At 64.3% G+C, this 23192-nt stretch carries 25 protein-coding genes and 1 tRNA gene; 11 read left to right on the forward strand and 15 right to left on the reverse strand.

The features are described 5' to 3' along the window. Positions 1-3 precede the first annotated feature (3 nt). The 3 genes from N5A92_RS20675 to N5A92_RS20685 all read left to right on the forward strand — a co-directional run bounded on the left by N5A92_RS20675 (position 4) and on the right by N5A92_RS20685 (position 3172). Positions 4-129 (forward strand): hypothetical protein, encoded by a 126-nt coding sequence (locus tag N5A92_RS20675; protein WP_260905940.1) that lies wholly within the window; start codon positions 4-6, stop codon positions 127-129. An 80-nt stretch (positions 130-209) separates the two neighbouring features. Continuing rightward, positions 210-1985 (forward strand): glucans biosynthesis glucosyltransferase MdoH, encoded by a 1776-nt coding sequence (gene mdoH, locus N5A92_RS20680; protein WP_425248621.1) that lies wholly within the window; start codon positions 210-212, stop codon positions 1983-1985. Next, positions 1982-3172, forward strand: coding sequence for an OpgC family protein (locus N5A92_RS20685; protein ID WP_260905943.1), 1191 nt, complete (start codon positions 1982-1984; stop codon positions 3170-3172). Before mdoH ends, N5A92_RS20685 begins: the two co-directional genes overlap by 4 nt. Here the strand turns inward: N5A92_RS20685 and lysA are convergent. From lysA to argH, 3 genes are read right to left on the reverse strand one after another with little or no spacing between them, the layout of a single operon-like run. Then, complete coding sequence (gene lysA / locus N5A92_RS20690; RefSeq protein WP_260905944.1) at positions 3127-4392, reverse strand: diaminopimelate decarboxylase; 1266 nt, start codon at positions 4390-4392, stop codon at positions 3127-3129. The genes N5A92_RS20685 and lysA overlap by 46 nt on opposite strands. A 3-nt stretch (positions 4393-4395) precedes the next feature. Continuing rightward, complete coding sequence (gene lptM / locus N5A92_RS20695) at positions 4396-4599, reverse strand: LPS translocon maturation chaperone LptM (RefSeq protein WP_260905945.1); 204 nt, start codon at positions 4597-4599, stop codon at positions 4396-4398. A 41-nt stretch (positions 4600-4640) separates the two neighbouring features. Further along, complete coding sequence (gene argH / locus N5A92_RS20700; protein WP_260905946.1) at positions 4641-6062, reverse strand: argininosuccinate lyase; 1422 nt, start codon at positions 6060-6062, stop codon at positions 4641-4643. Between the two features lie 33 nt (positions 6063-6095). Here argH and tlpA point away from each other — a divergent pair, with 33 nt between their 5' ends. Further along, complete coding sequence (tlpA, locus tag N5A92_RS20705; protein WP_260905947.1) at positions 6096-6764, forward strand: thiol:disulfide interchange protein TlpA; 669 nt, start codon at positions 6096-6098, stop codon at positions 6762-6764. A gap of 24 nt (positions 6765-6788) precedes the next feature. Here the strand turns inward: tlpA and N5A92_RS20710 are convergent, their stop codons facing one another. Continuing rightward, complete coding sequence (locus N5A92_RS20710) at positions 6789-7907, reverse strand: autotransporter outer membrane beta-barrel domain-containing protein (protein WP_260905948.1); 1119 nt, start codon at positions 7905-7907, stop codon at positions 6789-6791. Between the two features lie 317 nt (positions 7908-8224). On the opposite strand from N5A92_RS20710, the gene N5A92_RS20715 reads away from it, so the two are divergent. Continuing rightward, positions 8225-10510, forward strand: a complete 2286-nt coding sequence (locus N5A92_RS20715; RefSeq protein WP_260905950.1) for an acyl-CoA dehydrogenase — start codon at positions 8225-8227, stop codon at positions 10508-10510. 107 nt (positions 10511-10617) lie between these two features. Continuing rightward, positions 10618-11382 carry a GGDEF domain-containing protein gene (locus tag N5A92_RS20720; protein WP_260905952.1) on the forward strand — a complete coding sequence of 255 codons (765 nt, stop codon included), beginning with the start codon at positions 10618-10620 and terminating at the stop codon, positions 11380-11382. Between the two features lie 24 nt (positions 11383-11406). On the opposite strand, the gene N5A92_RS20725 is transcribed toward N5A92_RS20720, so the two are convergent. The 7 genes from N5A92_RS20725 to N5A92_RS20755 form a co-directional block, all read right to left on the reverse strand. After that, the gene (locus tag N5A92_RS20725; RefSeq protein ID WP_260905954.1) at positions 11407-12288 is read right to left on the reverse strand and encodes a 3-hydroxybutyryl-CoA dehydrogenase; all 882 of its coding nucleotides are present in this window, start codon (positions 12286-12288) and stop codon (positions 11407-11409) included. A 125-nt stretch (positions 12289-12413) separates the two neighbouring features. Then, entirely contained in the window at positions 12414-13343 is a 930-nt protein-coding gene (locus tag N5A92_RS20730; RefSeq protein ID WP_260905956.1) for an electron transfer flavoprotein subunit alpha/FixB family protein, read from the reverse strand. 17 nt (positions 13344-13360) lie between these two features. Further along, entirely contained in the window at positions 13361-14110 is a 750-nt protein-coding gene (locus N5A92_RS20735; RefSeq protein ID WP_260905958.1) for an electron transfer flavoprotein subunit beta/FixA family protein, read from the reverse strand. Positions 14111-14401: 291 nt separating this feature from the next. Beyond that, positions 14402-15115: a rhomboid family intramembrane serine protease gene (locus N5A92_RS20740; protein ID WP_260905960.1), complete on the reverse strand. Its 714-nt coding sequence runs from the start codon at positions 15113-15115 to the stop codon at positions 14402-14404. Between the two features lie 33 nt (positions 15116-15148). Further along, positions 15149-15730 (reverse strand): cob(I)yrinic acid a,c-diamide adenosyltransferase, encoded by a 582-nt coding sequence (locus tag N5A92_RS20745; RefSeq protein ID WP_260905961.1) that lies wholly within the window; start codon positions 15728-15730, stop codon positions 15149-15151. A gap of 3 nt (positions 15731-15733) precedes the next feature. Then, positions 15734-15931 carry a twin transmembrane helix small protein gene (locus N5A92_RS20750; RefSeq protein ID WP_260905962.1) on the reverse strand — a complete coding sequence of 66 codons (198 nt, stop codon included), beginning with the start codon at positions 15929-15931 and terminating at the stop codon, positions 15734-15736. 27 nt (positions 15932-15958) lie between these two features. Then, complete coding sequence (locus tag N5A92_RS20755; RefSeq protein ID WP_260905963.1) at positions 15959-16792, reverse strand: SDR family oxidoreductase; 834 nt, start codon at positions 16790-16792, stop codon at positions 15959-15961. A gap of 321 nt (positions 16793-17113) precedes the next feature. Here N5A92_RS20755 and N5A92_RS20760 point away from each other — a divergent pair, with 321 nt between their 5' ends. Then, the gene (locus tag N5A92_RS20760) at positions 17114-17965 is read left to right on the forward strand and encodes a YihY/virulence factor BrkB family protein (protein WP_260906048.1); all 852 of its coding nucleotides are present in this window, start codon (positions 17114-17116) and stop codon (positions 17963-17965) included. On the opposite strand, the gene N5A92_RS20765 is transcribed toward N5A92_RS20760, so the two are convergent. Beyond that, positions 17935-18822, reverse strand: a complete 888-nt coding sequence (locus N5A92_RS20765) for a DMT family transporter (protein WP_260905964.1) — start codon at positions 18820-18822, stop codon at positions 17935-17937. The two genes, N5A92_RS20760 and N5A92_RS20765, sit on opposite strands and share 31 nt — an antisense overlap. A 137-nt stretch (positions 18823-18959) precedes the next feature. Here N5A92_RS20765 and N5A92_RS20770 point away from each other — a divergent pair, with 137 nt between their 5' ends. Beyond that, the gene (locus tag N5A92_RS20770) at positions 18960-19250 is read left to right on the forward strand and encodes a hypothetical protein (protein WP_260905965.1); all 291 of its coding nucleotides are present in this window, start codon (positions 18960-18962) and stop codon (positions 19248-19250) included. Between the two features lie 204 nt (positions 19251-19454). Here N5A92_RS20770 and gluQRS read toward each other — a convergent pair whose 3' ends face one another. Beyond that, the gene (gene gluQRS / locus N5A92_RS20775) at positions 19455-20369 is read right to left on the reverse strand and encodes a tRNA glutamyl-Q(34) synthetase GluQRS (RefSeq protein WP_260905966.1); all 915 of its coding nucleotides are present in this window, start codon (positions 20367-20369) and stop codon (positions 19455-19457) included. A gap of 80 nt (positions 20370-20449) precedes the next feature. Here gluQRS and N5A92_RS20780 point away from each other — a divergent pair, with 80 nt between their 5' ends. After that, a complete protein-coding gene (locus N5A92_RS20780) occupies positions 20450-21094 on the forward strand; it encodes a DNA-3-methyladenine glycosylase family protein (RefSeq protein ID WP_260905967.1) in 645 nt (214 codons plus the stop codon). Positions 21095-21223: 129 nt separating this feature from the next. Beyond that, a complete protein-coding gene (locus N5A92_RS20785; RefSeq protein WP_260905968.1) occupies positions 21224-21781 on the forward strand; it encodes an HNH endonuclease in 558 nt (185 codons plus the stop codon). Positions 21782-21788: 7 nt separating this feature from the next. Here the strand turns inward: N5A92_RS20785 and N5A92_RS20790 are convergent, their stop codons facing one another. Next, positions 21789-22292 carry a disulfide bond formation protein B gene (locus N5A92_RS20790; RefSeq protein ID WP_260905970.1) on the reverse strand — a complete coding sequence of 168 codons (504 nt, stop codon included), beginning with the start codon at positions 22290-22292 and terminating at the stop codon, positions 21789-21791. Between the two features lie 8 nt (positions 22293-22300). Then, positions 22301-22882, reverse strand: coding sequence for a YqaA family protein (locus N5A92_RS20795; RefSeq protein ID WP_260905972.1), 582 nt, complete (start codon positions 22880-22882; stop codon positions 22301-22303). Positions 22883-23015: 133 nt separating this feature from the next. Here N5A92_RS20795 and N5A92_RS20800 point away from each other — a divergent pair. Further along, positions 23016-23100, forward strand: a tRNA-Leu gene (locus N5A92_RS20800). Positions 23101-23192: the final 92 nt, after the last annotated feature.

A 23192-nucleotide genomic window follows, 5' to 3' on the forward strand; every position in this document is an offset into this window, starting at 1 on the left:
CGCATGCGTCACCTTGTCGAGGAAAGCGGCCTACCAGCCGCCCCGATGGCGATGCCGGAGCAGACACTCGTTCGACAGCGCCGCAGCCTGTTCCTGCGACCGCTGATGCACTGGTTTGCGCTGCGTTAGGCGCTGCGTGAGTCCGGCCTTATAGGGTCCAATGTATGGTCACGCTCCGGCGTATTCTCTCCCTTTCGTTCGCAGTGACGATGGCATCGATCGCTAGCTTCCTGGCGGCGGGCTATTTCTATGCCGACGGCGTGCAGTGGCTCGACCCGGCGCGCGTCGTGCTGCTGGCGATCAGCACCGCCTGGCTCGCCTGGGGTGCGGGGCTGGCCCTTAACGGCCTGCTTTCGGCACGTGAAAAAAGAGCATTGGCCGCTCCCCCGCAGAGGGTATCTACGGCGAGGACGGCGGTGCTCGTTCCTGTCTACAACGAGGACCCGACCAAGAGCTTCTCGCATGTTGCGGCGATGGCCAGAAGCCTCGACCGCCTTGGCATCGGCGGGCAATTCGACTTCGCCATCCTTTCCGATACCAACGACCCGCGCATTGCGCGCCAGGAGGAATTCTGGCTCGCCCGGCTGAAGGGCGAGGTGGGCGAGGCCTGTAAGGTGTTCTACCGCCGCCGGGAGTCCAATCCAGGCAAGAAAGCCGGCAACATCTCCGATTTCATCAAGACGTCCGGCGCGCTCTACGATTACCTCATCATCCTCGACGCCGACAGCTTGATGGAAGGCGCCACGATGGTGGAGATGGTGCGGCGCATAGAGGCCGAGCCGGATCTCGGCCTCCTGCAGACGCTGCCCAAGGTCGTCCGCGCTCGGTCCTTCTTCGGCCGAGCGATCCAGTTTTCCGCTTCCTATTATTCGCCCGTTTATGCGCGCGGGCTGGCCATGCTGCAGGGCAGGGAAGGGCCGTTCTGGGGGCACAATGCCATCGTGCGCACGCGCGCTTTCGCCGGCAGCTGCGGCCTGCCCGAGCTGCCGGGCCAGCCGCCCTTCGGCGGCCATATTCTGAGCCACGACTACGTCGAAGCCGCGCTTCTCGCGCGCAACGGCTGGAGAGTGCGTCTCGACCCGGATCTGCGCGGCTCCTTCGAGGAAGGGCCGGACAATGTGGTCGACTTCGCCAAGCGTGACCGCCGCTGGTGCCAGGGAAACCTGCAGCATGGTCGTCTCCTCGCCGTTCCCGGCTTGAAGGCCTGGAACCGCTTCGTCTTCATCCAGGGCATCATGGCCTACGTGGCCGCCCCCCTGTGGGCGCTGTTCCTTGTCGCCAGCATCGTCGCACCGGCGATGAAGGTGATCCCGGACTATTTCCCCGTCCCAGGGCTGTTGCCGGTGTTTCCGCGCGTGGAACAGGCCAACGCACTGGCGCTTCTGACGGGCGTCTTCGGCCTCCTGATCGGGCCCAAGCTCCTCATTCTTCTCGATGGCGCGATGACCGGGCGCAACCGCCGTTTCGGCGGATCGCTCCGCTGTTTCTTCAGCGTCGTGGCCGAGGTCGCCTGCACGAGCCTGCTTGCCCCGGTGATGATGATGTTTCAGTCGCGCGCCGTGATCCAGGTGCTGGCGGGGTTGGATGCCGGATGGCCGGCGGCCAACCGCGAGGCGGAGCGGGTGAGCCTCAGCGAGGCGTGGGCGGCAAGCTGGTGGATCGTCGTGGCGGGCTCGCTGACGATCGGCGCTGCCTACCGGCTGGCGCCGGATTACCTGCCCTATGTCATGCTGGTGACGGGACCGCAGCTTCTAGCGCCGCTTCTCATCAGCGGCACATCTTTCGCCGCCGCCGCGCTTCGCCGGCGGTTTGGCCTCTTCGCCACCATCGAGGAGCGGGTACCGACCTCGGTGATGCGCCTGCAAGAGGGCATTCTTTTGCGCTGGAGAAGCGACGTGGCGGCAGAGGCAGGCGAGGCTGCGGCGCGACCTATACAGCCGCTGCGTGATACCCATACACCTGCCGGGGCGGGGAGAACCCATTGAGTACATCTATTCCGCCGGCCGTTGGGGGTCGGGACCATCGTCTCGACGTCTTCCGCGGACTGGCCTTGATGACGATCTTCATCAATCATGTTCCCGGCAACATCTACGAGGAGCTGACGTCGCGCAATTTCGGCTTCTCCGATGCGGCGGAGGCCTTCGTTCTGATGTCGGGCATTGCCGTTGGGCTAGCCTATGCGCGCGGCTTCAGGTCCGGCGACCTCGGCAATGCTTTGCTGCGGGTATGGCGGCGGGCCGGCACGATCTATGTCACGCATATCGTCATCACCGTGTTCGCCATCGCGATCATCGCCAGCGGAATCTTGTTCCTGGATACGGCGGAGCTGGTGGAAAAATTCAACTTCACCCGCCTTCTCGACCGCCCGCTCTCGGCGATGGTTGGCGTGCCGACGCTTGGCCACCAGCTCGGCTATTTCAACATCCTGCCGCTCTATTTTACGCTGCTGCTCGCATCGCCGCTCTACATCATGATCGGGCTGAGGAACCGCTGGAAGATGATCGGCTTTGCCGCTCTGATCTGGCTGGCGGCGGGAACGCTCCGGCTGAACCTGCCTAACTACCCCAACCCAGGCGGCTGGTTCTTCAATCCGCTATCCTGGCAGCTCATCTACGCCATCGGCATCGCCGCCGGTCTGTCCGCGAGCGAGGGGCGAAAGCTGGTGCCTTTCGACCGCAGGCTGTTCTATGCCGCCGCCGTCTTCCTCGCCTTCGCGTTGGTGTGGGTGAAGTTTCGTATGGGCGCCTTGCCCGGTCGGCAAAATCTGCCCTTCTTCATCGCCGGATTCGACAAGACGTTCCTGTCCCTGCCGCGCCTGCTGCACACACTGGCGCTGGCCTACGTATTGACGAACCTCGCAGCAGTGTCGCGCCTTCTGGCGGAACCTTTCTTCCGGCCCATTGCGCTCATGGGGCAGAACGGCTTGGCGGTTTTCGCTACGGGTTCGGTACTATCGATCGCGCTGCAGGTCCTGCGCGCGCGCTTCGAGACGACGGTTCTGGAGGACACCGCGCTGCTCCTTGGCGGCATCCTCCTGCAATACGCGGTTGCTCGTTTCCTCGCGGAGACTTCGGAGAAGAAAAGGCGCACCGCCGCCTTGCCCGAACCGCCTCTCGCCGCAGCCAGTCAAAGCCAGTCGGGCATCGAATCCAAGCCGATGAGCGCCTCATAGGTCATCCGCGGACGCACCACGTGGAAGCGCCCGTCCTTGACCAGCACCTCCGGCACCAGGAGGCGTGAGTTGTAGGTGCTTGCCTGCACCGCCCCATAGGCACCTGCCGTGGCGATGGCGATCAGGTCGCCCGACCGCATCGCCGGCAGGTCGCGGTCCAGCGCCAGGAAGTCCCCGGTCTCGCAGACCGGGCCCACCACGTCCGCCGTCATCCACGAGGCATCCGCTGCCGGCTCGCGCACCGGGCGGATGGCGTGATAGGCGTCGTAGAGCGTCGGGCGGATGAGGTCGTTCATCGCTGCGTCGACGATGAGGAAGTTCTTCGCCTCGCCTTCCTTCACGTAGATAACTTCAGACACCAGAACCCCGGCATTGCCGGCGATCAGCCGTCCCGGTTCCAGAAACACCTTCACGCCCAGCCGCGTCACGTGCTTGCGCACGATCCCGGCATAGGCTCCAGGCAGCGGCGGCGGCTCGTTGTCCTCGCGGTAGGGCACGCCGAGCCCACCACCAAGGTCCACATGCTCTATGGCGTGGCCGTCCTTGCGCAGCGTCTCCGTCAGCTCCGTCAGAAGCGCAAAGGCGTCGTCGAAGGGTTGGAGCTCGGTGATCTGGCTGCCGATATGCATGTCGATCCCCGTGACTTCGAGGCCGGGCAGGCTTGCCGCCCTCCGGTAGGCATCACGCGCATCCTTCCAGGGAATGCCGAACTTGTTCTCCGCCTTGCCGGTGGAGATCTTCTTGTGCGTTCTGGCGTCCACGTCCGGGTTGATGCGCAGCGAGACCGGCGCCTTGAGGCCCAGCGCCTCTGCACGGGCGGAAAGAAGTTCCAATTCGGGTAAGGACTCGACGTTGAAGCAGAGGATGCCGGCGGAAAGCGCGAAATCCATCTCGCGCTCCGTCTTGCCGATGCCGGAGAAGAGGATCTTCTGCGGCGGAATGTCGGCTGCGAGTGCGCGGCGCAGCTCGCCCTCGGACACCACGTCGGCACCGGCGCCGAGGTCGCCCAGCGTCTTCACCACCGCCTGGTTCGAGTTGGCCTTCAAGGCGTAGCAGATAAGCGAATCGAGGCCCGAAAGCGCCTCCGTGAAAACGCGGTAATGGCGCGTCAGCGTGGCGGTGGAATAGCAATAGAAGGGGGTGCCGACGGCAGCCGCGATGTCGGGCAGCGGCACGTCCTCGGCATGCAGGATGCCATCCTGGTACTGAAAGTGGTTCACGGTCTAGATCAATCCATCGAGAATGAACGGCCGATCCCTGACCGGCCTCTTCGGCTCCGGCGGCAGGGGCTCGTCATTGCGCTCGGCCTCCTTGCGCGCTTCGACGGCCGCCTCGTAGGGCGTGTCGAGCGGCGCCTTGCGGCCGCAGGCGGCGAGGCCGAGCGCCAGGCCGAGCACGAGAAAGATGAGCGTTCCGCGGGCCGTCATGAGCCGTCCATTCTCTTCAAGCAAACAAAGGTGCGGGGTTTTTAGCGTCTTTTCATCGCCGTTGCATCCGCTTTCAGCCGTTTCCTCCAGGCACGGATTTGCCGGCGCACTTCGGCTGGCGCCGTGCCGCCGTAGGAGGTGCGGCTCTTCACCGAATTCATCACCGACAGGACCGAATATACACCGTCGGTGACTGCCGGATGGATCGCCTTGAGATCGTCGAGCGGCAGCTTCTCCAGCCCGCATTTCCGTTCCTCCGCCAGCGCCACGGCGCGGCCGGTCACGTGATGGGCCTCGCGGAAAGGTAGGCTCGCCTCGCGCACCAGCCAGTCGGCGAGGTCCGTGGCGGTGGAAAAGCCGCTACCGGCGGCCTTCCTCATCGCTCGGCTGTTCACCTCCAGGTCACCCACCATGCCGGTCATGGCCGCAAGCATCAGGTCGAGCGTCTCGGCGGCGTCGAAGATGGCTTCCTTGTCCTCCTGCATGTCCTTGGAATAGGCGAGCGGCAGGCCCTTCATCACGGTGAGCAGCCCGACCAGCCCGCCATTTATGCGCCCGGTCTTGGCGCGGATCAGCTCGGCGGCGTCCGGGTTCTTCTTCTGCGGCATGATGGAGGAGCCGGTCGAGAAGGCGTCGGAGAGCCGCACGAAGCCGAACTGCGGCGTCGACCAGACGACGATCTCCTCTGCAAGCCGCGAAAGATGGGTCGCACAGATGGCGGCCACCGAAAGAAACTCCAGCGCGAAATCGCGGTCCGACACAGTGTCGATGGAATTGCGCGTCGGCTCGCGAAAGCCGAGCGCCTTAGCTGTCATGTGCCGGTCGACGGGAAAGCCGGTGCCGGCAAGCGCTGCGGCGCCCAGCGGGCATTCGTCCAGCCGATCGATGGCGTCGCGCACGCGTGAACGGTCGCGGCCGAACATCTCCACATATGCCATCAGGTGATGGCCGAAGGTGACGGGCTGCGCGGTCTGCAAATGCGTGAAGCCCGGCATCACCGTCGCCGCATGCTCTTCGGCCCGAACCAGAAAGGCCTCCAGTAGCCCGCCAAGCGCTGCATCGACGCGCTGCAACTCTTCTTTCACCCACAGGCGGAAATCGAGCGCCACCTGGTCGTTGCGCGAGCGCGCGGTGTGCAGCCGTCCGGCGGCGGGGCCGATCAGTTCGGCAAGCCGCGCCTCCACATTCATGTGGATGTCCTCCAGCTTAGCGGAGAACTCGAATGTGCCGGCCTCGATCTCTGACAGGATCGTGTTCAGTCCGTGAGCGATCTTTCGTTCGTCTTCCGCCGAGATTATGCCAGTTTGGGCCAGCATGGCGGCGTGTGCCAGGCTGCCGCGGATGTCCTGGGCGTAGAGCTTCTTGTCGAAGCCGATAGACGCATTGATGGCTTCCATCACGGCGTCGGGGCCTGAGGCAAAACGTCCGCCCCACATGCGGTTGCTGGCTTTGTTTTCGCTCATTGTGATAACCGGGCTCGGAGTGGTGTTTTAGGAATGGCGGACACTATGCGGAACCTTCCAGCGCTTCGCCTGATCGCGATCTCCGCGGTGGCGGGCGTCGTCGCCGGGGCCATCGCCGTATACGTGATGGGCGGGGCCGATGGCAACAACGCCGCCGGCGGAAGCGAGCAGACGGCCTGCGCCGCCACCACCGAAAGAGCCGCCGCGCTTAAGCCCTCCATCACCGGTGAAGTTGCTGCGCTGCTGCCGGCTGATCCCTCCCAATTCTTGAGCGACCTTGCCTTCAACGGTCCTGACGGCGAGGCCATGACGGTCGCCGACTTTGCCGGCAAGACGTTGCTCGTCAATCTTTGGGCAACCTGGTGCGTCCCCTGCCGCGAGGAGATGCCAGCGCTCGACGTGCTGCAGCGGGAAATGGGGTCCGACCGCTTTGAGGTGGTGGCCGTGAATATCGACCGCGGTGGTAATGAAAAGCCAAAAGCCTTCCTCGAAGAGGTCGGCATCCGCGCGCTCGGCTACTACCGCGACGAATCGCTCGCCATCTTCAACGATCTGAAGCGGCGCGGGCTGGCGCTCGGCCTGCCGGTAACGCTTCTGATCGACGAAGAAGGCTGCCTGCTTGCCCATATGAACGGCCCGGCCGAATGGGCGAGCGAGGACGCCAAACGGCTTGTCACTGCTGCCTTGGGCGGAGAGAGCTGACACCGCGGGCGGGGCGGCCCGGCATCAGAATTTCAGCTTGAACCTGGCCGTTACCTTCTGTCGCGGACGAAACTCGGCCATGCCCGAGGAGACCGAATATTCGCCCTTGAACGTGGCGTCGTCGCTGATCGCCCAGTTGAGCCCGGTGCGGGCGGTGAGCCTGCCCGATTGGGCGCTCGACGACGCAATCACATGGTTGTCGTCCGTCGCCTCATCCAGCGAGGTCACAACGGCGCTCGACGCCCGCCTTGCCGTCCGCGACATCTCCAGGACGGCGTGCGGCGTTAGCTTGCCGACGCTGGACATCACAGATGTTTCTCCGCGCACGCCAAACGTAAGTTCGAGCGAACCCATCGACTGCGCTTGGCCGAGATGGGCTCCGTCGCCGTTTTCCACATAGTCGCCGAGGCGCGTATGCAGGAGCTTTGCCTGCCCATAGGAGCGGACGCGCACCCGATTGCGCTCGAAGCGATGGCTATAGCGCGCTTGACCGTAGAACTGGTTGGCCGAACGGCGGCCCGAGGCGGAGCCCCCGGCGGCGCCGTAGTCGCCCGAGAATTCACTGCGGGAAGCGCCGAGCGCGACATCCAGAAAAGTCTCCGTCGACGTCGTCAGGCTGCCGTAGAGCGTGTTGGACAGGTAGTAGGTTCCCAGCGAACCATCGGCACCGAAGGGTGTCCTGTCGAAGGCAGCGCCGACGGCATTCCCCACCAGAAGACGAGAGCTGAGGCGCGCGTCGGCGCCGAAGGTGAGACCATTGGTGTAAAGCGCCGCCAGGCGCGGATTCTCTGCGCGTGCGCTGTCGAGCATCACATCGCCGCCGAGCCAGGCCGCGCGGTGCCGCGTGCGGCGTTCCTTTTTCGGTGCGAGAAGGTGCTTGGTCTCGAAGGCCGCGCTGTCCTTCTTCGATCCGCCGGCGAACCGCATCGCCAGCGAGCTTGCATTGATGTTCCTGCCGTTCAGGCGCGGGCCGCGCGTATTCGCAAGGCGGTCGCGGACCAGTTCAAGCTGCCGGTTGGCGCTCTTCACGCTCTTGCCTCTTTGCCGGGAAAGCGCGGCAAGGGTGTCGGAGAGTCCGATCGCCGTGCCGTCCTCGGTTGCCGCCGGCGGCGCACCCGCCGCCAGCGCAAATGTCGCAACCATTCCGGTAATGCTCAGCCACCTGAGCATGGGAAATCGAAACATAGCCCCGCCGCCCGCAAGAAGGCATGAAAGCGTTCAGCTCACACAAACCTGCTCCCGGTCATCCAAATAATCGCAATCGAGATTTATCACAATCAGTAACGCATCGTTTCGGGCATATATTTTGCGTGATTGCCGGGGAGTGTTGTTTCTTTGCCATAGTCAGGGCAGGCTCGCCGTGCGATCGGAGGCCTCCTTCTCCGACGGAACATGGTCACAGGGCCGGCCATTCTGCATTAGGGCCCGCGATGAGAGGCAGACGGACGGAAGGCAGCGCCATGGATCTCCGCACACTTCGCCGCGACTACGTCACCGCCCCGATCTTCAAGTGGGCCTCGAGTATCATGCCGCCCATTTCTGAAACGGAGCGCGAGGCGATCGATGCCGGCACCGTGTGGTGGGACGGGGCGCTGTTCTCCGGCAATCCGGACTGGGACGCGCTTCTGGCGACGCCGCCGACGAAGCTGTCGGAGGAAGAGCAGGCGTTCATGGACGGGGAAGTCCGCGAACTCTGCGCTCTCGTCGACGACTGGACACTCAACTGGCGCGACCGCGACCTGGCCAAACCTGTCTGGGATTTCATGCGCAAGAAGAAGTTCTTCGGCATGATCATCCCGAAGGAATATGGCGGGCTCGGCTTCTCCAACACGGCCCACTCGGAAGTGGTGCGCACGGTCTCCTCGGCCAGCGTGGTGGCCGGCGTCACCGTGATGGTGCCCAACTCGCTGGGCCCGGGCGAGCTTCTCATGCACTTCGGCACGGATGCGCAGCGCGACTACTGGCTCCCCAGGCTCGCCGACGGCCGCGAAATTCCGTGCTTCGGGCTCACATCACCCGACGCCGGCTCGGATGCCGCGGCGATGGCCGATACGGGCGTGGTCGAATACGGCACGTGGAAGGGCAAAAAGGTGCTGGGTGTGCGCCTCAATTTCCACAAGCGCTACATCACACTCGGCCCCATCGCCACAGTGATGGGACTCGCCTTCAAGATGCGCGATCCGGAAAACCATTTGGGCCGCGGCGAGGAATTGGGCATCACCGTGGCGCTCTTGCCCACTGACACGCCGAGGGTGACCCATGGCGAGCGGCACATCCCGCTCTTCACCTTCTTCCAGAACGGCCCTCTCTACGGCAAGGACGTGTTCGTGCCGCTCGACCATATCCTGGGCGGGGAAGAGCAGATCGGCCAGGGCTGGACCATGCTGATGACCGCACTTGCCGCCGGCCGCAGCATCTCGCTCCCGTCGCAGTCGGCGGCATCGGCAGCCATGTGCGCGCGTGTCACGGGCGCCTATGCACGGGTGCGCACCCAGTTCAACGTACCCATCGGCCTGTTCGAGGGCGTGCAGGAGCCGCTCGCTGAGATCGCCGGCAACGCCTACCTAATCGATGCTGCGCGGCGGCTGACGGTGGCGGCACTCGACCAGGGGCACAGACCTTCCGTCCTCTCGGCGATCATGAAATACCACGCCACCGAGCGCATGCGCCGCTCTCTCACTCACGCCATGGATATCCACGGCGGCAAGGGCATCATCGACGGCCCGCGCAACTATCTGGCCAGCGGCTACCGCTCGGTGCCCATCGGTATCACCGTCGAGGGGGCGAATATCCTCACCCGCAGCCTGATGATCTTCGGCCAGGGCGCAGTGCGCTCGCACCCCTTCATACTTAAGGAGATGCTGGCGCTTTCGAATGACGACAAGGCAGAAGGCCTGGAAGCCTTCGACCGCTCCTTCTGGGCGCATTTCGGGCATGTCGCGAAGACCAAGTGGCGGGCCATTGTGCGCGGCTGGTCGGGCGGGCGGATCGGCCCGGCGCCGAACGGCGCCGCCATGCCGCGCCACTGGAAGAGGCTGTCGCGCTATGCCGCCGCCTTTGCACTCCTCACCGACGTTGCGCTCCTGACCCTGGGCGGCGCCCTGAAGCGCAAGGAGCTGATCTCGGCGCGCCTAGGCGACATCCTGGCCGAGCTCTATCTGCTCGGCGCCGTCCTCAAGCGGTTCGAGGACGAGGGACAGCAAGAGGAGGACCGGCCGATCGTCGATTATCTGATGCGCCAGGGCGAAAGCCGCATCGGTGCGGCCTTCAAGGGTGTGCTGGACAATTTGCCGGCGCGATGGGCCGCTTGGTCCGTTCGCATCATCGCCTTTCCCATGGGCGTGCCGGAGCCTGTTCCCTCCGACCGCCTGATCTCGCAGGTGGCGGAAATCCTCATGAAGCCCTCCGCCCAGCGCGATCGGCTGACCCCGGGCCTCTACGTTGGCGCCGGCCATGCCGAGCACCCCGTCAAGGACCTCGAGGAAGCGTTCCAACTCGTCATGGAAGCCGCACCCATCGAGAAGAAGATGCGCGATAGCAAGATCGAGGACCCGCAGGCGGCCCACGAAAAGGGCATCATCACCGAAAGCGAGCCCGCCCTCGTCGCCAAGGTGAAGGAGGCCGTTCACAAAGTGATCGCGGTGGACGCCTTTCCAATGGACGAGATCTCCCCCATCGCCGCCCAGCACAAGAAGGCGAAGAGATCCGGCACCCGCACCCGCCGCCAGAAGGAGCCGGCGCAGTAGATCCTTCAGATGGCGCCGCGATAAACCCTTTCTTTATATCTTCCTGTAAGGTTGGGGGATTACCGGGGGGGTCAGGTAGAATGCGTTTGCTTGCCTCATTACGGGGAATGTCCAGGCGCGGCCGCATCAAGCTGGCGTGCTGGACGATTCTCGGTACAGCAGGCTGTATCGCTGTCGCAGTCAGCATCAACTATGCCTTGTTCCTTCCCTATGACGAGGTCGTGCGGAAGCGGGCCATCCTCTCCGCCGTAGTGATCCCAATTCTGCTTGCTGGACCGCTGTTCTTCTACCTGACCCTCAAGCTGCGCGAACTGGCCATCGTCAACTACAAGCTGGCCGACGCGGCGGCGACGGACTTCCTGACGCGCTGCCTCAATCGCGGCTCCTTCTCCGCACGCGTTGAGAAATGGCTGGTCGACGGCGGCCATGACCAGGCCGTCACAGGGGCGCTCCTGGTGATCGACGCAGACCACTTTAAGAAAATCAACGACCGCTTCGGCCACTACGAGGGCGATATGGCGTTGAAGGCGATCGCCCAGGCCATCCGCTCCGCCGTGCGCAAGACAGATTTTGTCGGCCGGCTCGGCGGGGAGGAGTTTGGCGTCTTCCTGCCGGGCGCGACCGAGCGCGGAGCGGCAAGCGTCGCCGAGCGCATCCGCCAGAGGGTCAATCGCGCAGCGTTTAACCCTGGCGGCGAGAGTTGCCCGCTTTCAGTCAGCGTGGGATGTGCCACGTTCGCGCACCGGGTCGGCTTCAGCGAGCTCTTCCGCGTTGCCGACGAGCGCCTTTATGAGGCCAAGAACGCCGGCCGCAATCGCATCATGCTGACGCGCATCAGCTTCGACCAGCCGCAAGGCGCGGCCCTGCACTAAAGCCCGGTGTACCCATAGGACGTTTCAGCGCGTCGGAACCGGCGGGTCTTCGCGGTAGTCGTAGAAGCCTCGGCCCGCTTTGCGGCCAAGCCATCCCGCCTCGACATATTTCACCAGCAGCGGGCAGGGGCGGTATTTGGAATCGGCCAGCCCTTCGTAGAGCACCTGCATGATGGACAGACACGTATCGAGGCCGATGAAATCGGCAAGCTGCAGCGGCCCCATGGGATGGTTGGCGCCGAGCTTCATGGCCGTGTCGATCGCTTCCACCGAGCCCACGCCCTCATAGAGCGTGTAGATCGCCTCGTTGATCATCGGCAACAGGATGCGGTTGACGATGAAGGCCGGGAAGTCCTCCGCCACAGTAATGGTCTTGTCGAGGCTCTCGACGAAGGCCCGGGCGGTGTCGAAGGTCAGGTCCTCGGTGGCGATGCCGCGCACCAGTTCCACCAGCTTCATCACCGGCACCGGGTTCATGAAATGGATACCGATGAAGCGCTCAGCGCGGTCAGTCTGCGAGGCCAGCCGCGTGATCGAGATGGAGGAGGTATTGGTGGCGACCAGCGCCTCCGGATTGAGGATCGGGCAGAGCTGGGCGAAGATCTTGCGCTTGATCGTCTCGTCTTCCGTCGCCGCCTCGATGACGAGATCGCAGTCGGCCAGGTCCTCCAGCGCGTTCGCCGGTGCGATGCGGCCGAGCGCCTTCTGCCTTTCCTTGTCTTCGAGCTTTTCGGAGGACACCTGGCGCGCCATGTTGCCGCTGATGGTGGCGATGCCCGCCTCGATGCGCTCCGGCGAAATGTCGTAAAGCTTCACGCGATAGCCGGCTAGCGCGCTTACATGGGCAATACCGCTGCCCATCTGGCCGGCGCCCACGATACCCACCGTCTCGATCTTGCCCGTCATCTCACCGATCCCGCCGCGGCGTGCTTGTCGCTCCCGCGCATGTTCTTGTTGCAGCGCAACCTAAAAGGGCGGGAGAGCCGCGTCTACCCCGCCCTTCACAAATTGTGCACGCGCCTTGAGGAATGTCAAAGCGCCTTTTCAAGCTCCGGCAGGACGTCGAAGAGATCGGCCACCAGCCCGTAATCCGCGACCTGGAAGATCGGCGCCTCCTCGTCCTTGTTAATGGCGACGATCACCTTGGAATCTTTCATGCCAGCCAAGTGCTGGATAGCGCCGGAGATGCCGCAGGCGATGTAGAGGTCAGGCGCCACCACCTTGCCCGTCTGTCCCACTTGCCAGTCGTTCGGCGCATAGCCGGCGTCGACGGCCGCGCGCGAAGCGCCGACCGCAGCTCCCAGCTTGTCGGCCACCGGCAGGATCACCTCCTGGAACTTCTCCGCCGAGCCGAGGGCCCGACCGCCGGAAATGATGATCTTCGCCGAGGTCAGCTCGGGACGCTCACTATGCTCGATCTTGTTCTCGATGAAAGTGGAGAGGCCGGGGTCTTCGGCCGCATTCACCGTCTCGACCGGCGCCGAGCCGCCTTCACCCGCCGCCTGGAAGGAGGAGGTGCGCACGGTGACAACGCGCTTGGCGTCGGTCGTCTCCACCGTCTGGATGGCGTTGCCGGCATAGGTGGGGCGCTGATAAGTCTTTTCGTCCACCACCTCGACGATATCGGAGACCTGCATTACGTCGAGGAGGGCTGCAACGCGCGGCATGACGTTCTTGCCCGCCGTCGTGGCCGGCGCAATCAGCGTGTCGTAGCCGTCGGCCAACGAAAGCACGGTGGCGGCCAGCGGCTCGGCCAGACGCTCGGCAAGGGCGTCGCTCTCGGCCAGAAGCACCTTGCGCACGCCGGCAAGCTTGCCTGCCGCTTCCGCCGCCGCCTTGGCGTCCTTTCCGGCCACCAGAATGTCGATGTCGCCGCCGATCTTGGCTGCCGCCGAAAGCGCCTTGGCTGTCTGGTCGGAGAGCGACTGGTTGTCGTGTTCGGCGATGAGGAGAATTGCCATCTCGTCGGTTTCCTTCCCTAAAGCACGCCGGCTTCGTTCTTCAGCTTGTCGACCAGCTCGGCTACCGAGCCTACCTTGATACCGGCCTTGCGGCCCGCCGGCTCCTCGGTCTTCAGAACCTTCAGCCGCGTCTTTATCTCAACGCCGTAGTCCGCCGGGCTCTTCTCGTCGAGCGGCTTCTTCTTCGCCTTCATGATGTTGGGCAGCGAGGCGTAGCGCGGCTGGTTGAGCCTCAGGTCCGTCGTCACGATCGCCGGCAGCTTGAGTTCCACCACCTGCAGCCCGCCGTCGACCTCGCGCGTCACCGTCGCCTTCTCGCCGGCGATCTCCACGTTGGAGGCAAACGTGCCTTGCGCCCAGCCAAGAAGGGCCGCCAGCATCTGCCCGGTTTGGTTGGAATCGTCGTCAATCGCCTGCTTGCCGAGAATGACGAGGCCCGGCTTCTCCTCATCGGCCACGCCCTTGAGGATCTTCGCCACGTCGAGCGGTTCCACCGCTTCGTCCGTCTTGACGAGAATAGCGCGGTCCGCACCCATGGCGAGCGCCGTCCTCAGTGTCTCCTGCGCCTGCGCCGGGCCAATGGAGACGGCCACGATCTCTTCGGCCTTGCCGGTCTCCTTGAGGCGGATCGCCTCTTCCACCGCAATCTCGTCGAACGGGTTCATCGCCATCTTGACGTTGGCGAGCTCGACGCCGGAGCCGTCGGCTTTCACGCGCGGTTTCACATTCGCGTCGATCACCCGCTTCACCGGTACAAGGACCTTCATGCGCATTCACCTTTCTCAACTCCGCAACCCAGCGCTGGAATAGCAGCGCCAGGTCCGGTCCGATGGCTGATTTCCGCCACGTTCGGGGCAAAACGAGACAGCTGGGTCGTTCCCCAAAGGTGCGGCTTTGCCGGAAGCCGCCGAACCGTAGTGAGGCCTGACGTGCACGTCAATATGGGGGATTAGGGAATAGCGAATAGTGAGTAGTGAGCAGAGAAAAGCAAGGTCGGAACACCGCTCGGCTGGCGCCGTCCGACGCCGCTCTTCGCTATTCCCAATTCACTACTCACTCTATTCCAACTCCACCGCCTCCGGCGGCACGATACGCCGATCGAGAAGCGGCACGCCAGGCCGGCGCATGACGACAACGAGGACGGCGCCGGCCAGGATGCCGCCGATATGCGCCGCCCAGGAAATCTGGTTCTCGCGGTCGACCACGAACATGAAGAACTGCGTGCCGATCCACAGCGCCAGCGCCAGGAACGCCGGCACGCGCAGCGGGATACGGGCAAATGCGAGCACCCACAGCTTCACCCTGGGGTGCAGCATCAGATAGGCGGCGATGACACCCGCCACCGCGCCCGAGGCGCCGATGAGCGGAGCCTGGGATTCGGGCATCACCATGCCATGAAAGGCCGCACCCGCGATGGCGCAGGCGAGATAGAAGATAAGGTAGCGGACATGGCCAAGCGCATCCTCGATATTGTCGCCGAACACCCACAGAAACAGCATATTGCCGCCCAGATGCATGATGTCGCCGTGCAGGAATGCATAGGTGACGTAAGTCAGCTGCGCCGGCACCAACTCGAGCTCCGGCGGCAGCACCGCCAGATCATGGGCGACGGAGGGGATGTAGCCGAGGCCAAGGGCGGCCGCTTGCGCGAAATCGGCACCGCCGACCGTTGTCGTCAGCCATACGAGCACATTGAGAGCGATGATGCCGAGGGTAACATGCTGGCGATCGATATGCTTCAGCCGATTGGCATCGTGGAGCGGTATGAACATCGGCCTTGTCCCGGGCCGACCGGCCCGCTCTTCTCAGCGATTTTGCCCGGGCACCCATAGCACGTCGCGCGCGCCGTTGTCATTGACGACACGGGCGGCGACAAAGAGGAGGTCGGAGACGCGGTTGATGTAGCCGATCGCCTCCCGGCTCACCGCCTCTTCCGGCATCCGGCTCAGTTCCACCATCAGCCTCTCGGCACGCCGTGCGACGGTGCGGGCAAGGTGCAGTGCCGCGGAAGCCGGCGTGCCGCCCGGCAGCACGAAGGAGGTGAGGGGTGCGAGCTTGGCATTCAGCGTGTCGATGTCACGCTCCACGCGCTCCACCTGCGCGGCGACGATGCGCAGCGGCTCATGGGCGGGCTTCTTATCGGTCTCCGGCGTGGCAAGGTCGGCGCCGAGATCGAAAAGGTCGTTCTGCACGTTCATCAGCATAGCGTCGATTTCGGGGTGCGTTTCCGCGGTGTGGACGCGCGCCATGCCGATGCAGGCGCTGGCCTCGTCCACTGTGCCGTATGCGGCGACGCGCAGATCCGATTTCAGCCGCCGGCCCCCGGCGACAAGACCCGTCGTGCCGTCGTCGCCCGTACGGGTGTAGATCTTGTTCAGCTTCACCATGGCTCAACCCCGCGACTGGGCGTACCACATTGCCAGGACGATCAGCACGATAGCGACGAACTGCAGCGCCACGCGTGCCTGCATCAGCTTGTTCGACGTGCTGCCCGAGCCGCCGCGCATCATGTTGATGAGGCCGCGGATGAGCACGAAGACGACCGCGACCATGACGATGACGGCCAGGATGTTGAAGGCGGTGGACATGGGCTCCTGCTTCTGCTGCGGGCTGGTTCAGCCCTGGGTGGCGAGTATCCGATAGAGGGCGGAAGCGGGTATCAGTCGCTTTAGCGCCACACCGATCTTCGCCGGCAAGGTTACGACATAATGCGGTCGGGGGCGCGGGTGAAGGAGCGCATGGCGCAAAACCTTGTGGACGGCCTCCGGCCCGAGCTTCAGGCGCGATTTGGTTCCCCCGCCGCGCAGGCGGGTCAGCTGGGCCTGATAGGCTTCGCGGTGGACGGAGTTCTCGACGTCGATGTTCTTCTCGAACCAGGGAAGGCCGTTGATGGCGATCTTCGAGCGGATCGGGCCGGGCTCTATCAGGGAAACGTGAACACCCGAGCCCTGAAGCTCGGCCCGCAAGCACAGCATCAGCCCCTCCAGCGCGTGCTTTGAGGCCGCATAGGCGCCGCGATAGGTGACCGGCACGAGGCCGAGGATGGAGGAGCAGTGGACGATGCGGCCATCCCCCTGGGCGCGCATCGCCGGCACGATGCGCCGCGTCAGGTCGTGCCAGCCGAAGAAGTTCGCCTCGAACTGCTCGCGCAGCGCTTCGACCGGCAGATCCTCCACCGCGCCCGCCTGCGCATAGGCGCCGTTGTTGAACAGCGCGTCGAGCGTACCGCCGGTGCGCGAAAGAACCTCATCGGCCAGCGTGGCGATGGAAGCGGGCTCCCGGTAGTCGAGATAGAAGGCCTCCATACCGTCCTTCTCCAGCGCCGCCAAATCTTCCACCTTGCGCGCCGTGGCAAAGACATGCCACCCCTCGCGCTTGAGCGCACGGGCGCAATAAGCGCCGATACCGGAGGAGGCGCCGGTGAGGAGGATGGTCTTGTTCTTGTTCATCGGGTGTCGTTTCGTTGCGGTGGCTGATTGCCTATAAGGACCCTAGGTCCACATAAGTAGTTCGAGAAGTGTTCAGGTGGAACTAGCCGTCTTGGAAATACCGGTGACCCTTCGCGCATCACACAACGAGCGTCATCCCGGTCAAGGGAGCGTAAGTTCCCGCAGAGCCGGGATCAATTCCGTGACCTTTCCACGTCTCGGAATGGGTCCCCGACAGCCGCCGCTTCGCACCGGCTTCCGGGATGACGTGCGGAGGGGCGGCGGCACCTCTATCCAGCCAAGGCGAGACAGATCCGGGAAAGCGGGAATGGTCGAGGGCTCATCGTGCGTGGATTGACAGCGCTCAGACAAATCACCGGCGAAGCATTCGGTCATTTCAATTCCGATGACGGCTGGGCGATGGCCAGCCATCTGGCGATCAGCGCCATCATGGCGCTGTTCCCGTTCATGATCTTCGCCGTGGCGCTAGCGAGCTTTCTCGGTGCGGGCGCCTATGCGGACGAGGTGGTGCACCTCATTTTCGAAACCTTGCCGGAGGAGGTGGCGGGGCCGATCGGTGCGGAGGTGGATAAGGTGCTGAAGGTGCGGCGCAGCGATATTCTGACCTTCGGTGTCGTCGGCGCCGCCCTCTTCGCCTCGAATGGCGTCGAGGCGCTCAGGCTGTCGCTCAACCGTGCCTATCGCGTGGGGGAACAGCGTTCCTTCATTCGGCTTCGGGTGCAGAGTCTGGGTTTCGTGCTTATCGCGACGGCGGGCTTCCTGACGCTCAGCTTGCTTCTGGTGGTCGCCCCCGTGGCCGCCGAACTGGCGGCCCGGCACATGGAGTGGATCAAGCCCTATCTCGGCACGATCAACATGTGGAGTTATGTGATCGCGGTGGTCGTGTTAGTGGCGGCGCTCATAACCATGCATCTGTGGCTACCTGGAGGCCATCGAACGCTGACGGATATCATGCCCGGCATTGTCTTCACGCTCATCGGGTGGATCGCCGGCTCCAGCCTGTTCGCGGCCTATCTCGCCCGCTTCAACAGCTATGCAAGCACCTATGCCGGGCTCGCCTCGATCATGATCGCCGTCGTCTTCCTCTACATCGTCTCGGTGATCTTCATTCTGGGCGCCGAGATCAACGCCGCCATCATGCACTACCGCGGGCGGCGGACGGTGGCCGACTGACCCGTGGCGAGCGCCACGCCCAGCGTGGTGACGGCCATGCCGGCGATCTGCAGCGGCGTCAGCGTCTCGCCGAAAAGTGCCCAGGCCATCACCGCCGTTACCGCCGGCACGAGGTAGAAAAGCGAGGCGACACGCGCCACCGCCCCATTGCGGATCAGTACCATCAAAAGGAAGATCGCACCCAGTGAGAGCACCAGTACCAGCCACGCCATGGCGAAGACGAGTTCGCCGGTGAGTACGAATTGCTGGTTTTCCAGCAGGAGCGAGGCGGTAAAAGCGATCAGCCAGCCGCCGAGGTATTGATAGAGCGTCGCCGTGACCAGGTCGGCATTGGCAACGAAACGCTTTTGCCACACTGTGCCGGCGCTCATGGCGATGACGGCGAAAAGCCCCGCACCGATCGTCGCCGGCGTCACGCCACCGGTGGCTTCTCCCAGCTTCGGCGAAAGCACGATGGCGACGCCGACGAGCCCGACACCAAGCCCCAGCCAGAGCCGCCGATCCACCGATTCGCCGGCAAACGCGCCGGCCATCGCCGCCGTCAGCAGCGGCTGCAGCCCGATTATGAGGCCGGCCAGCCCCGCCGGCAGGCCGTTGCGGATTGCCCAGAACACCCCGCCCAGATAGACGCCATGCATGAGCATGCCGGCGATGCCTGCGTGGAAGGCCGTGCGCGGGGCGAGCTTCCGCGCCTTCATTACTAGCACAAGCAGCAGGAGGAGCGCGAAGCTCAGCGCAAAACGCACCCACAGGAAGGTGAAAGGCTCCGCCCACGGCATGGCATAGCGCGCGCCAATGAAGCCGGTAGCCCAGAGCAGGACGAAAAGCACGGGAATGACTTTGGCGGCGTCGGCCATCGATGATCCGGAAGAGATTTGTTGAACGGAGCGCTCTCTGCGCTTTTCGCGGCGGCAAGGAAAGCGAAAGTTTTGCGTCCTATTGTCAATGGTGCTGAAGCTCGGGAGCGCTGGCCCAACGGCCGGCGGGGGCGCACATGCTGATGAAGCTCGATGCGAGCTGGCTCATCTTCGCCATCGTGACGGTGGCGTTGCTTGCTTACCTGTTTTCCATCGCCCTTAACGCCCTCCTGCACGACGCCGGCTTCGGTGTCCTCGGCAACACGGCGATCATCATGGTCGGCTTCTTCGGGGCCATACAGGCGGTGAACATGTATGGCACGCGCTTCGGCAGCCTGCTGGACGCCGCACTCGCCGGCCTCGTGGGCGCCTTCATCCTCTTCATGCTGCTGGTGCTGGCGAAGCTGGCACTGAGCCGGCTGATTTAGGAGAGCGCTGTTAATCTCGTCCAAATGGTGAGGTCAAAGCCCCTTCGCGCCCCCCTCTGTCTTGCCTCACATCTCCCCACGAGGGGTGAGATTGGCCGTCGCGGGTGGTTTCGCCAATCGTCAGTGTTACAGAAAAGCGCCGTCAAAGCGGCCGTTTAATCTCCCTCCTCGTGGGGGAGATGTCCGGCAGGACAGAGGGCGTCATCATCTCCTCGCCTGGTGACTGAACCCCTCATCCGGCACCTCCAGCCCCACCATGCGCCCCACATCCCCCGGCGTGGTGCCGGCCGCGCGCAGCGCGGCAATCCCGGTGTCCCCGCGGCTCTTGGAGAGCTTGCGTCCGTCCTCGTCGAGGATAAGCGCGTGGTGGTGATAGGCAGGCACAGGCAGGCCCAAAAGCTCCTGCAACAGCCGATGAACCGCTGTGGCGTGAAATAGGTCGCGTCCGCGCACCACGTGGGTTACGCCCTGCAACGCATCGTCCACCACCACCGACAGGTGGTAGCTCGCCGGCATCTCCTTGCGGGCGATCACCACGTCGCCCCAGACCTCCGGCCGCGCCGGCACGCTGCCCGTCTCGCCGTCGGGCCCGCTGCCGCTATCGTCCCAGAAAAGCGGCCGGCCCCAATGCGCCATGGCCGCTTCCATGTCGAGCCGCCAGGCGAAGGGCTCTCCCTCTTCCATGCGCCGCCGCCTCTCGGACGCCGGCCTCTCCTTGTCGAGCGGCGGAAAGAGCGGCGCCCCGTCGGGGTCGCGTGGCCAGGACTGGCCGTCGGCCTCTGCATCGGCGATGTAGGCACGCACCTCGCCCCGGCTCATGAAGGAAGGATAGACGATCTCCGCCTCGACAAGGCGCTCCAGCGCCTCGGCGTAGTCGTCGAAATGCTCTGACTGTCGGCGCACCGGCGTCTCCCATTCGAGCCCCAGCCAGGCAAGGTCGCGGTAGATCTGTTCTTCCAACTCCGGCGTGCAGCGGGCGATGTCGATGTCCTCGATGCGCAGGAGGAAACGGCCTCCCGCCTCGCGGGCCATGGCGAAATTCAGGAGCGCCGAATAGGCGTGGCCCAGATGCAGGGCACCGTTGGGGCTGGGAGCGAAGCGGAAGACAGGAGTTGTCATGAGCCGCGCGGGAAACGGATTGTGGTGGCCATCCCGGCATTGCTAGGCTCCGGCCGGAAAAACCGCAAGGACCCGAGCACATGCAGCGTATCGAAACGCCGGAGGACATCGCCCATGGGCTCGATGCGCTGGTCGCCGCCGACCGCCGGTTGGGCGCGGTGCGTGCAGCGGCGGGCGTCGTACCCTTGAGGCGCAGTCCGCCCGGCTTCCATAGCCTTGCCTCCGTCATCGTCTCGCAGCAGGTCTCAAGGGCCAGTGCCGATGCCATTTTCGGCCGGCTGTGCCTGCTCGTAGAGCCGCTGACGCCGGAGCGTCTCCTGGTCGCCGGCGAACCGGCGCTCGTGCAGGCGGGCCTCTCGCGCGCCAAGCAGCGGGCGCTGGTGGCGCTCTGCGCTGCGCTTGCCGACGGCTCGCTGGACCTCGAAGGCCTCGGCGCGCTGTCCGCGGACGAGGCGATCGCCGCCATGACCACGGTTCCCGGCATTGGCCCGTGGACGGCCCAGGTCTACCTTCTGGTAGCGGCAGGCCACGCCGATATCTTCCCCGCCGGCGACGTCGCGTTGCAAAGCGCTGCAGCGCACGCGCTGGCGCTTGATTCGCGCCCCGACGGCAAGAATCTCGCCCTGATGGCCGAATCATGGAGCCCCTGGCGCTCCGTCGCGGCCCGGCTTTTCTGGGCCTACTATCGTGAAATGAAGGGCCGGGAGGCGGCTCCGGCGGCCTGAAAGGCTGGAAAATCAGCCGTTTCGTGCATTTGCCACCTTGCCGTGGCGAATAACAGCTTCACATTCCTGTCATCACCTGCTTACAGTATCCGCACCGATCGATCTGCCTGGAGAAGGAGTTCAGGGAACGTGACGATCGCTGTATCGCCGGACGGAATGCCCGCTCTGGTGTTGAATGCGGACTATCGTCCGCTCAGTTACTACCCCCTGTCGCTGTGGTCGTGGCAGGATGCCATCAAGGCTGTCTTCCTCGACCGGGTGAACATCGTCGCCGAATACGAGCATGCGGTGTCCTCGCCTTCCTTCTCGATGAAGGTTCCCAGCGTCGTCAGCCTCAAGACCTATGTGAAGCCGTCCCGCTATCCCGCCTTCACGCGCTTCAACGTCTTCCTGCGCGACCGCTTCGAGTGCCAGTATTGCGGGACGAGGGAGGACCTTACCTTCGACCACGTGGTGCCCCGGCGCTCCGGCGGCGTCACCTCGTGGGAGAACGTGGTCGCCGCCTGCTCGCCCTGCAACCTGAAGAAGGGCGGGCTGATGCCGGAAAAGGCCAAGATGTGGCCGCAGCAGAAACCGTTTCGGCCGACAGTCCACGACCTGCATAACAATGGGCGGCTTTTCCCGCCCAATTATTTGCACGAAAGCTGGATGGACTTTCTCTACTGGGACGTCGAGCTGGAGCCGTAAGGCGCTCTCAGCGCTTCAAGGCCCCGCGCAGCGCCACCGCCGCAAGCACGGCGCTTGCCACCACGTTCCAGCCGGCGAAGGACAGTCCCAGGAAACGCCCCGCCGCTTGGTCGCAGGCGGGCGGGACGACCGTGTTGAGCTGGTCGAGCAGGCTGCCGGAGCCACTCGACGGCGCCACCGCGCCGCAGTCGGTGGGCCCCTGCCACCAGTTCCACTCCACGCCCGCATGGTAGACCCCGAGGCCCAGTCCCCACAGCATCAACAGCCCGCCCGCAAGCAGCAGCCCGCGTGTAAGCACCGCCGGCCAATGCATGGTGGCCGAGACGAGGGCCACCAGCATAAGGGGCACGCCGATATAGTAGGGTGTGCGCTGTTCCAGGCACAGCTTGCAGGGGATGAAGCCGCCGAGATGCTCGAAGCCGAGCGCCGTGCCCACCGTGGCCGCCATGGCGAGCGCCAGGAAACCTGCGGTGATGGTCTGCAGCCTGCCGGTCGGGGCGGTAAGGGTCATGCCAACCTCTAAAAGACGTAGCGTACGGCGGCAAAGCCGCCGACGAGCAAAACCATGAAAAGGGTGAAAAGAAGGCCGAGATTCTTCTCGATGAATATACGGATCGGTGGTCCGAAATGGTAGAGCAGCCAGGAAACGAGGTAGAAGCGCAAGCCCCGCCCGACGATGGAGACGGCGATGAAGACCGGCAGATTTAGCCCGGTGGCGCCGGAGAAAATGGTCAACACCTTGTAGGGAAACGGCGTGACGGCGGCAAAGAGAACGCCCCAGCCGCCCCAGCGATTATACCATTCCGCAACGCGCTGGAATGCATCTTTCTGGCCGTAAAAACGCAAGATGGGCTCACCCAGAGTCTCGTAAAGAAAGGCGCCGATGGCATAGCCGAGCAGGGCGCCGGCCACCGAGGCGAGTGTGCAGATGAAGGCGTAGCGCAGCCATTTCGCCCGCTCCGCCAGCACCATGGGGATGAGCAGCACGTCCGGCGGGATAGGGAAGACCGAGCTTTCGACGAAGGAAACGCCGGCCAGCCCCTTTTCCGCATGCCGCGTCGCCGCCAGCGACATGGTGAAGTCGTAAAGTCTGCGAAGCATGAAGGGTCCTCGGTGAGGTGTCCTATCTAGCGAGCGGGACAGAGCAGCGCAACGGACATGCCGACGCAGCAATCCGAGAGTTGACGTCGCCGCCCTTGCACGTATAGTCCGCGCCTGCCCATATCGGTAAAGGGCCCCTGTGGCGGAATTGGTAGACGCGACCGACTCAAAATCGGTTTCCGCAAGGAGTGCTGGTTCGAGTCCGGCCAGGGGCACCACGCTTCGCCCTTACGGGCTATGCCTGGCACAGCCGCGCATTGGCCCTTAGAGCGAAAACGGACCCGGCTCGTGGGCATACGCTCCACAGCAC

It is taken from the genome of Chelativorans salis, assembly GCF_025336525.1.
In the GTDB taxonomy this organism is placed as follows: domain Bacteria; phylum Pseudomonadota; class Alphaproteobacteria; order Rhizobiales; family Rhizobiaceae; genus Chelativorans; species Chelativorans salis.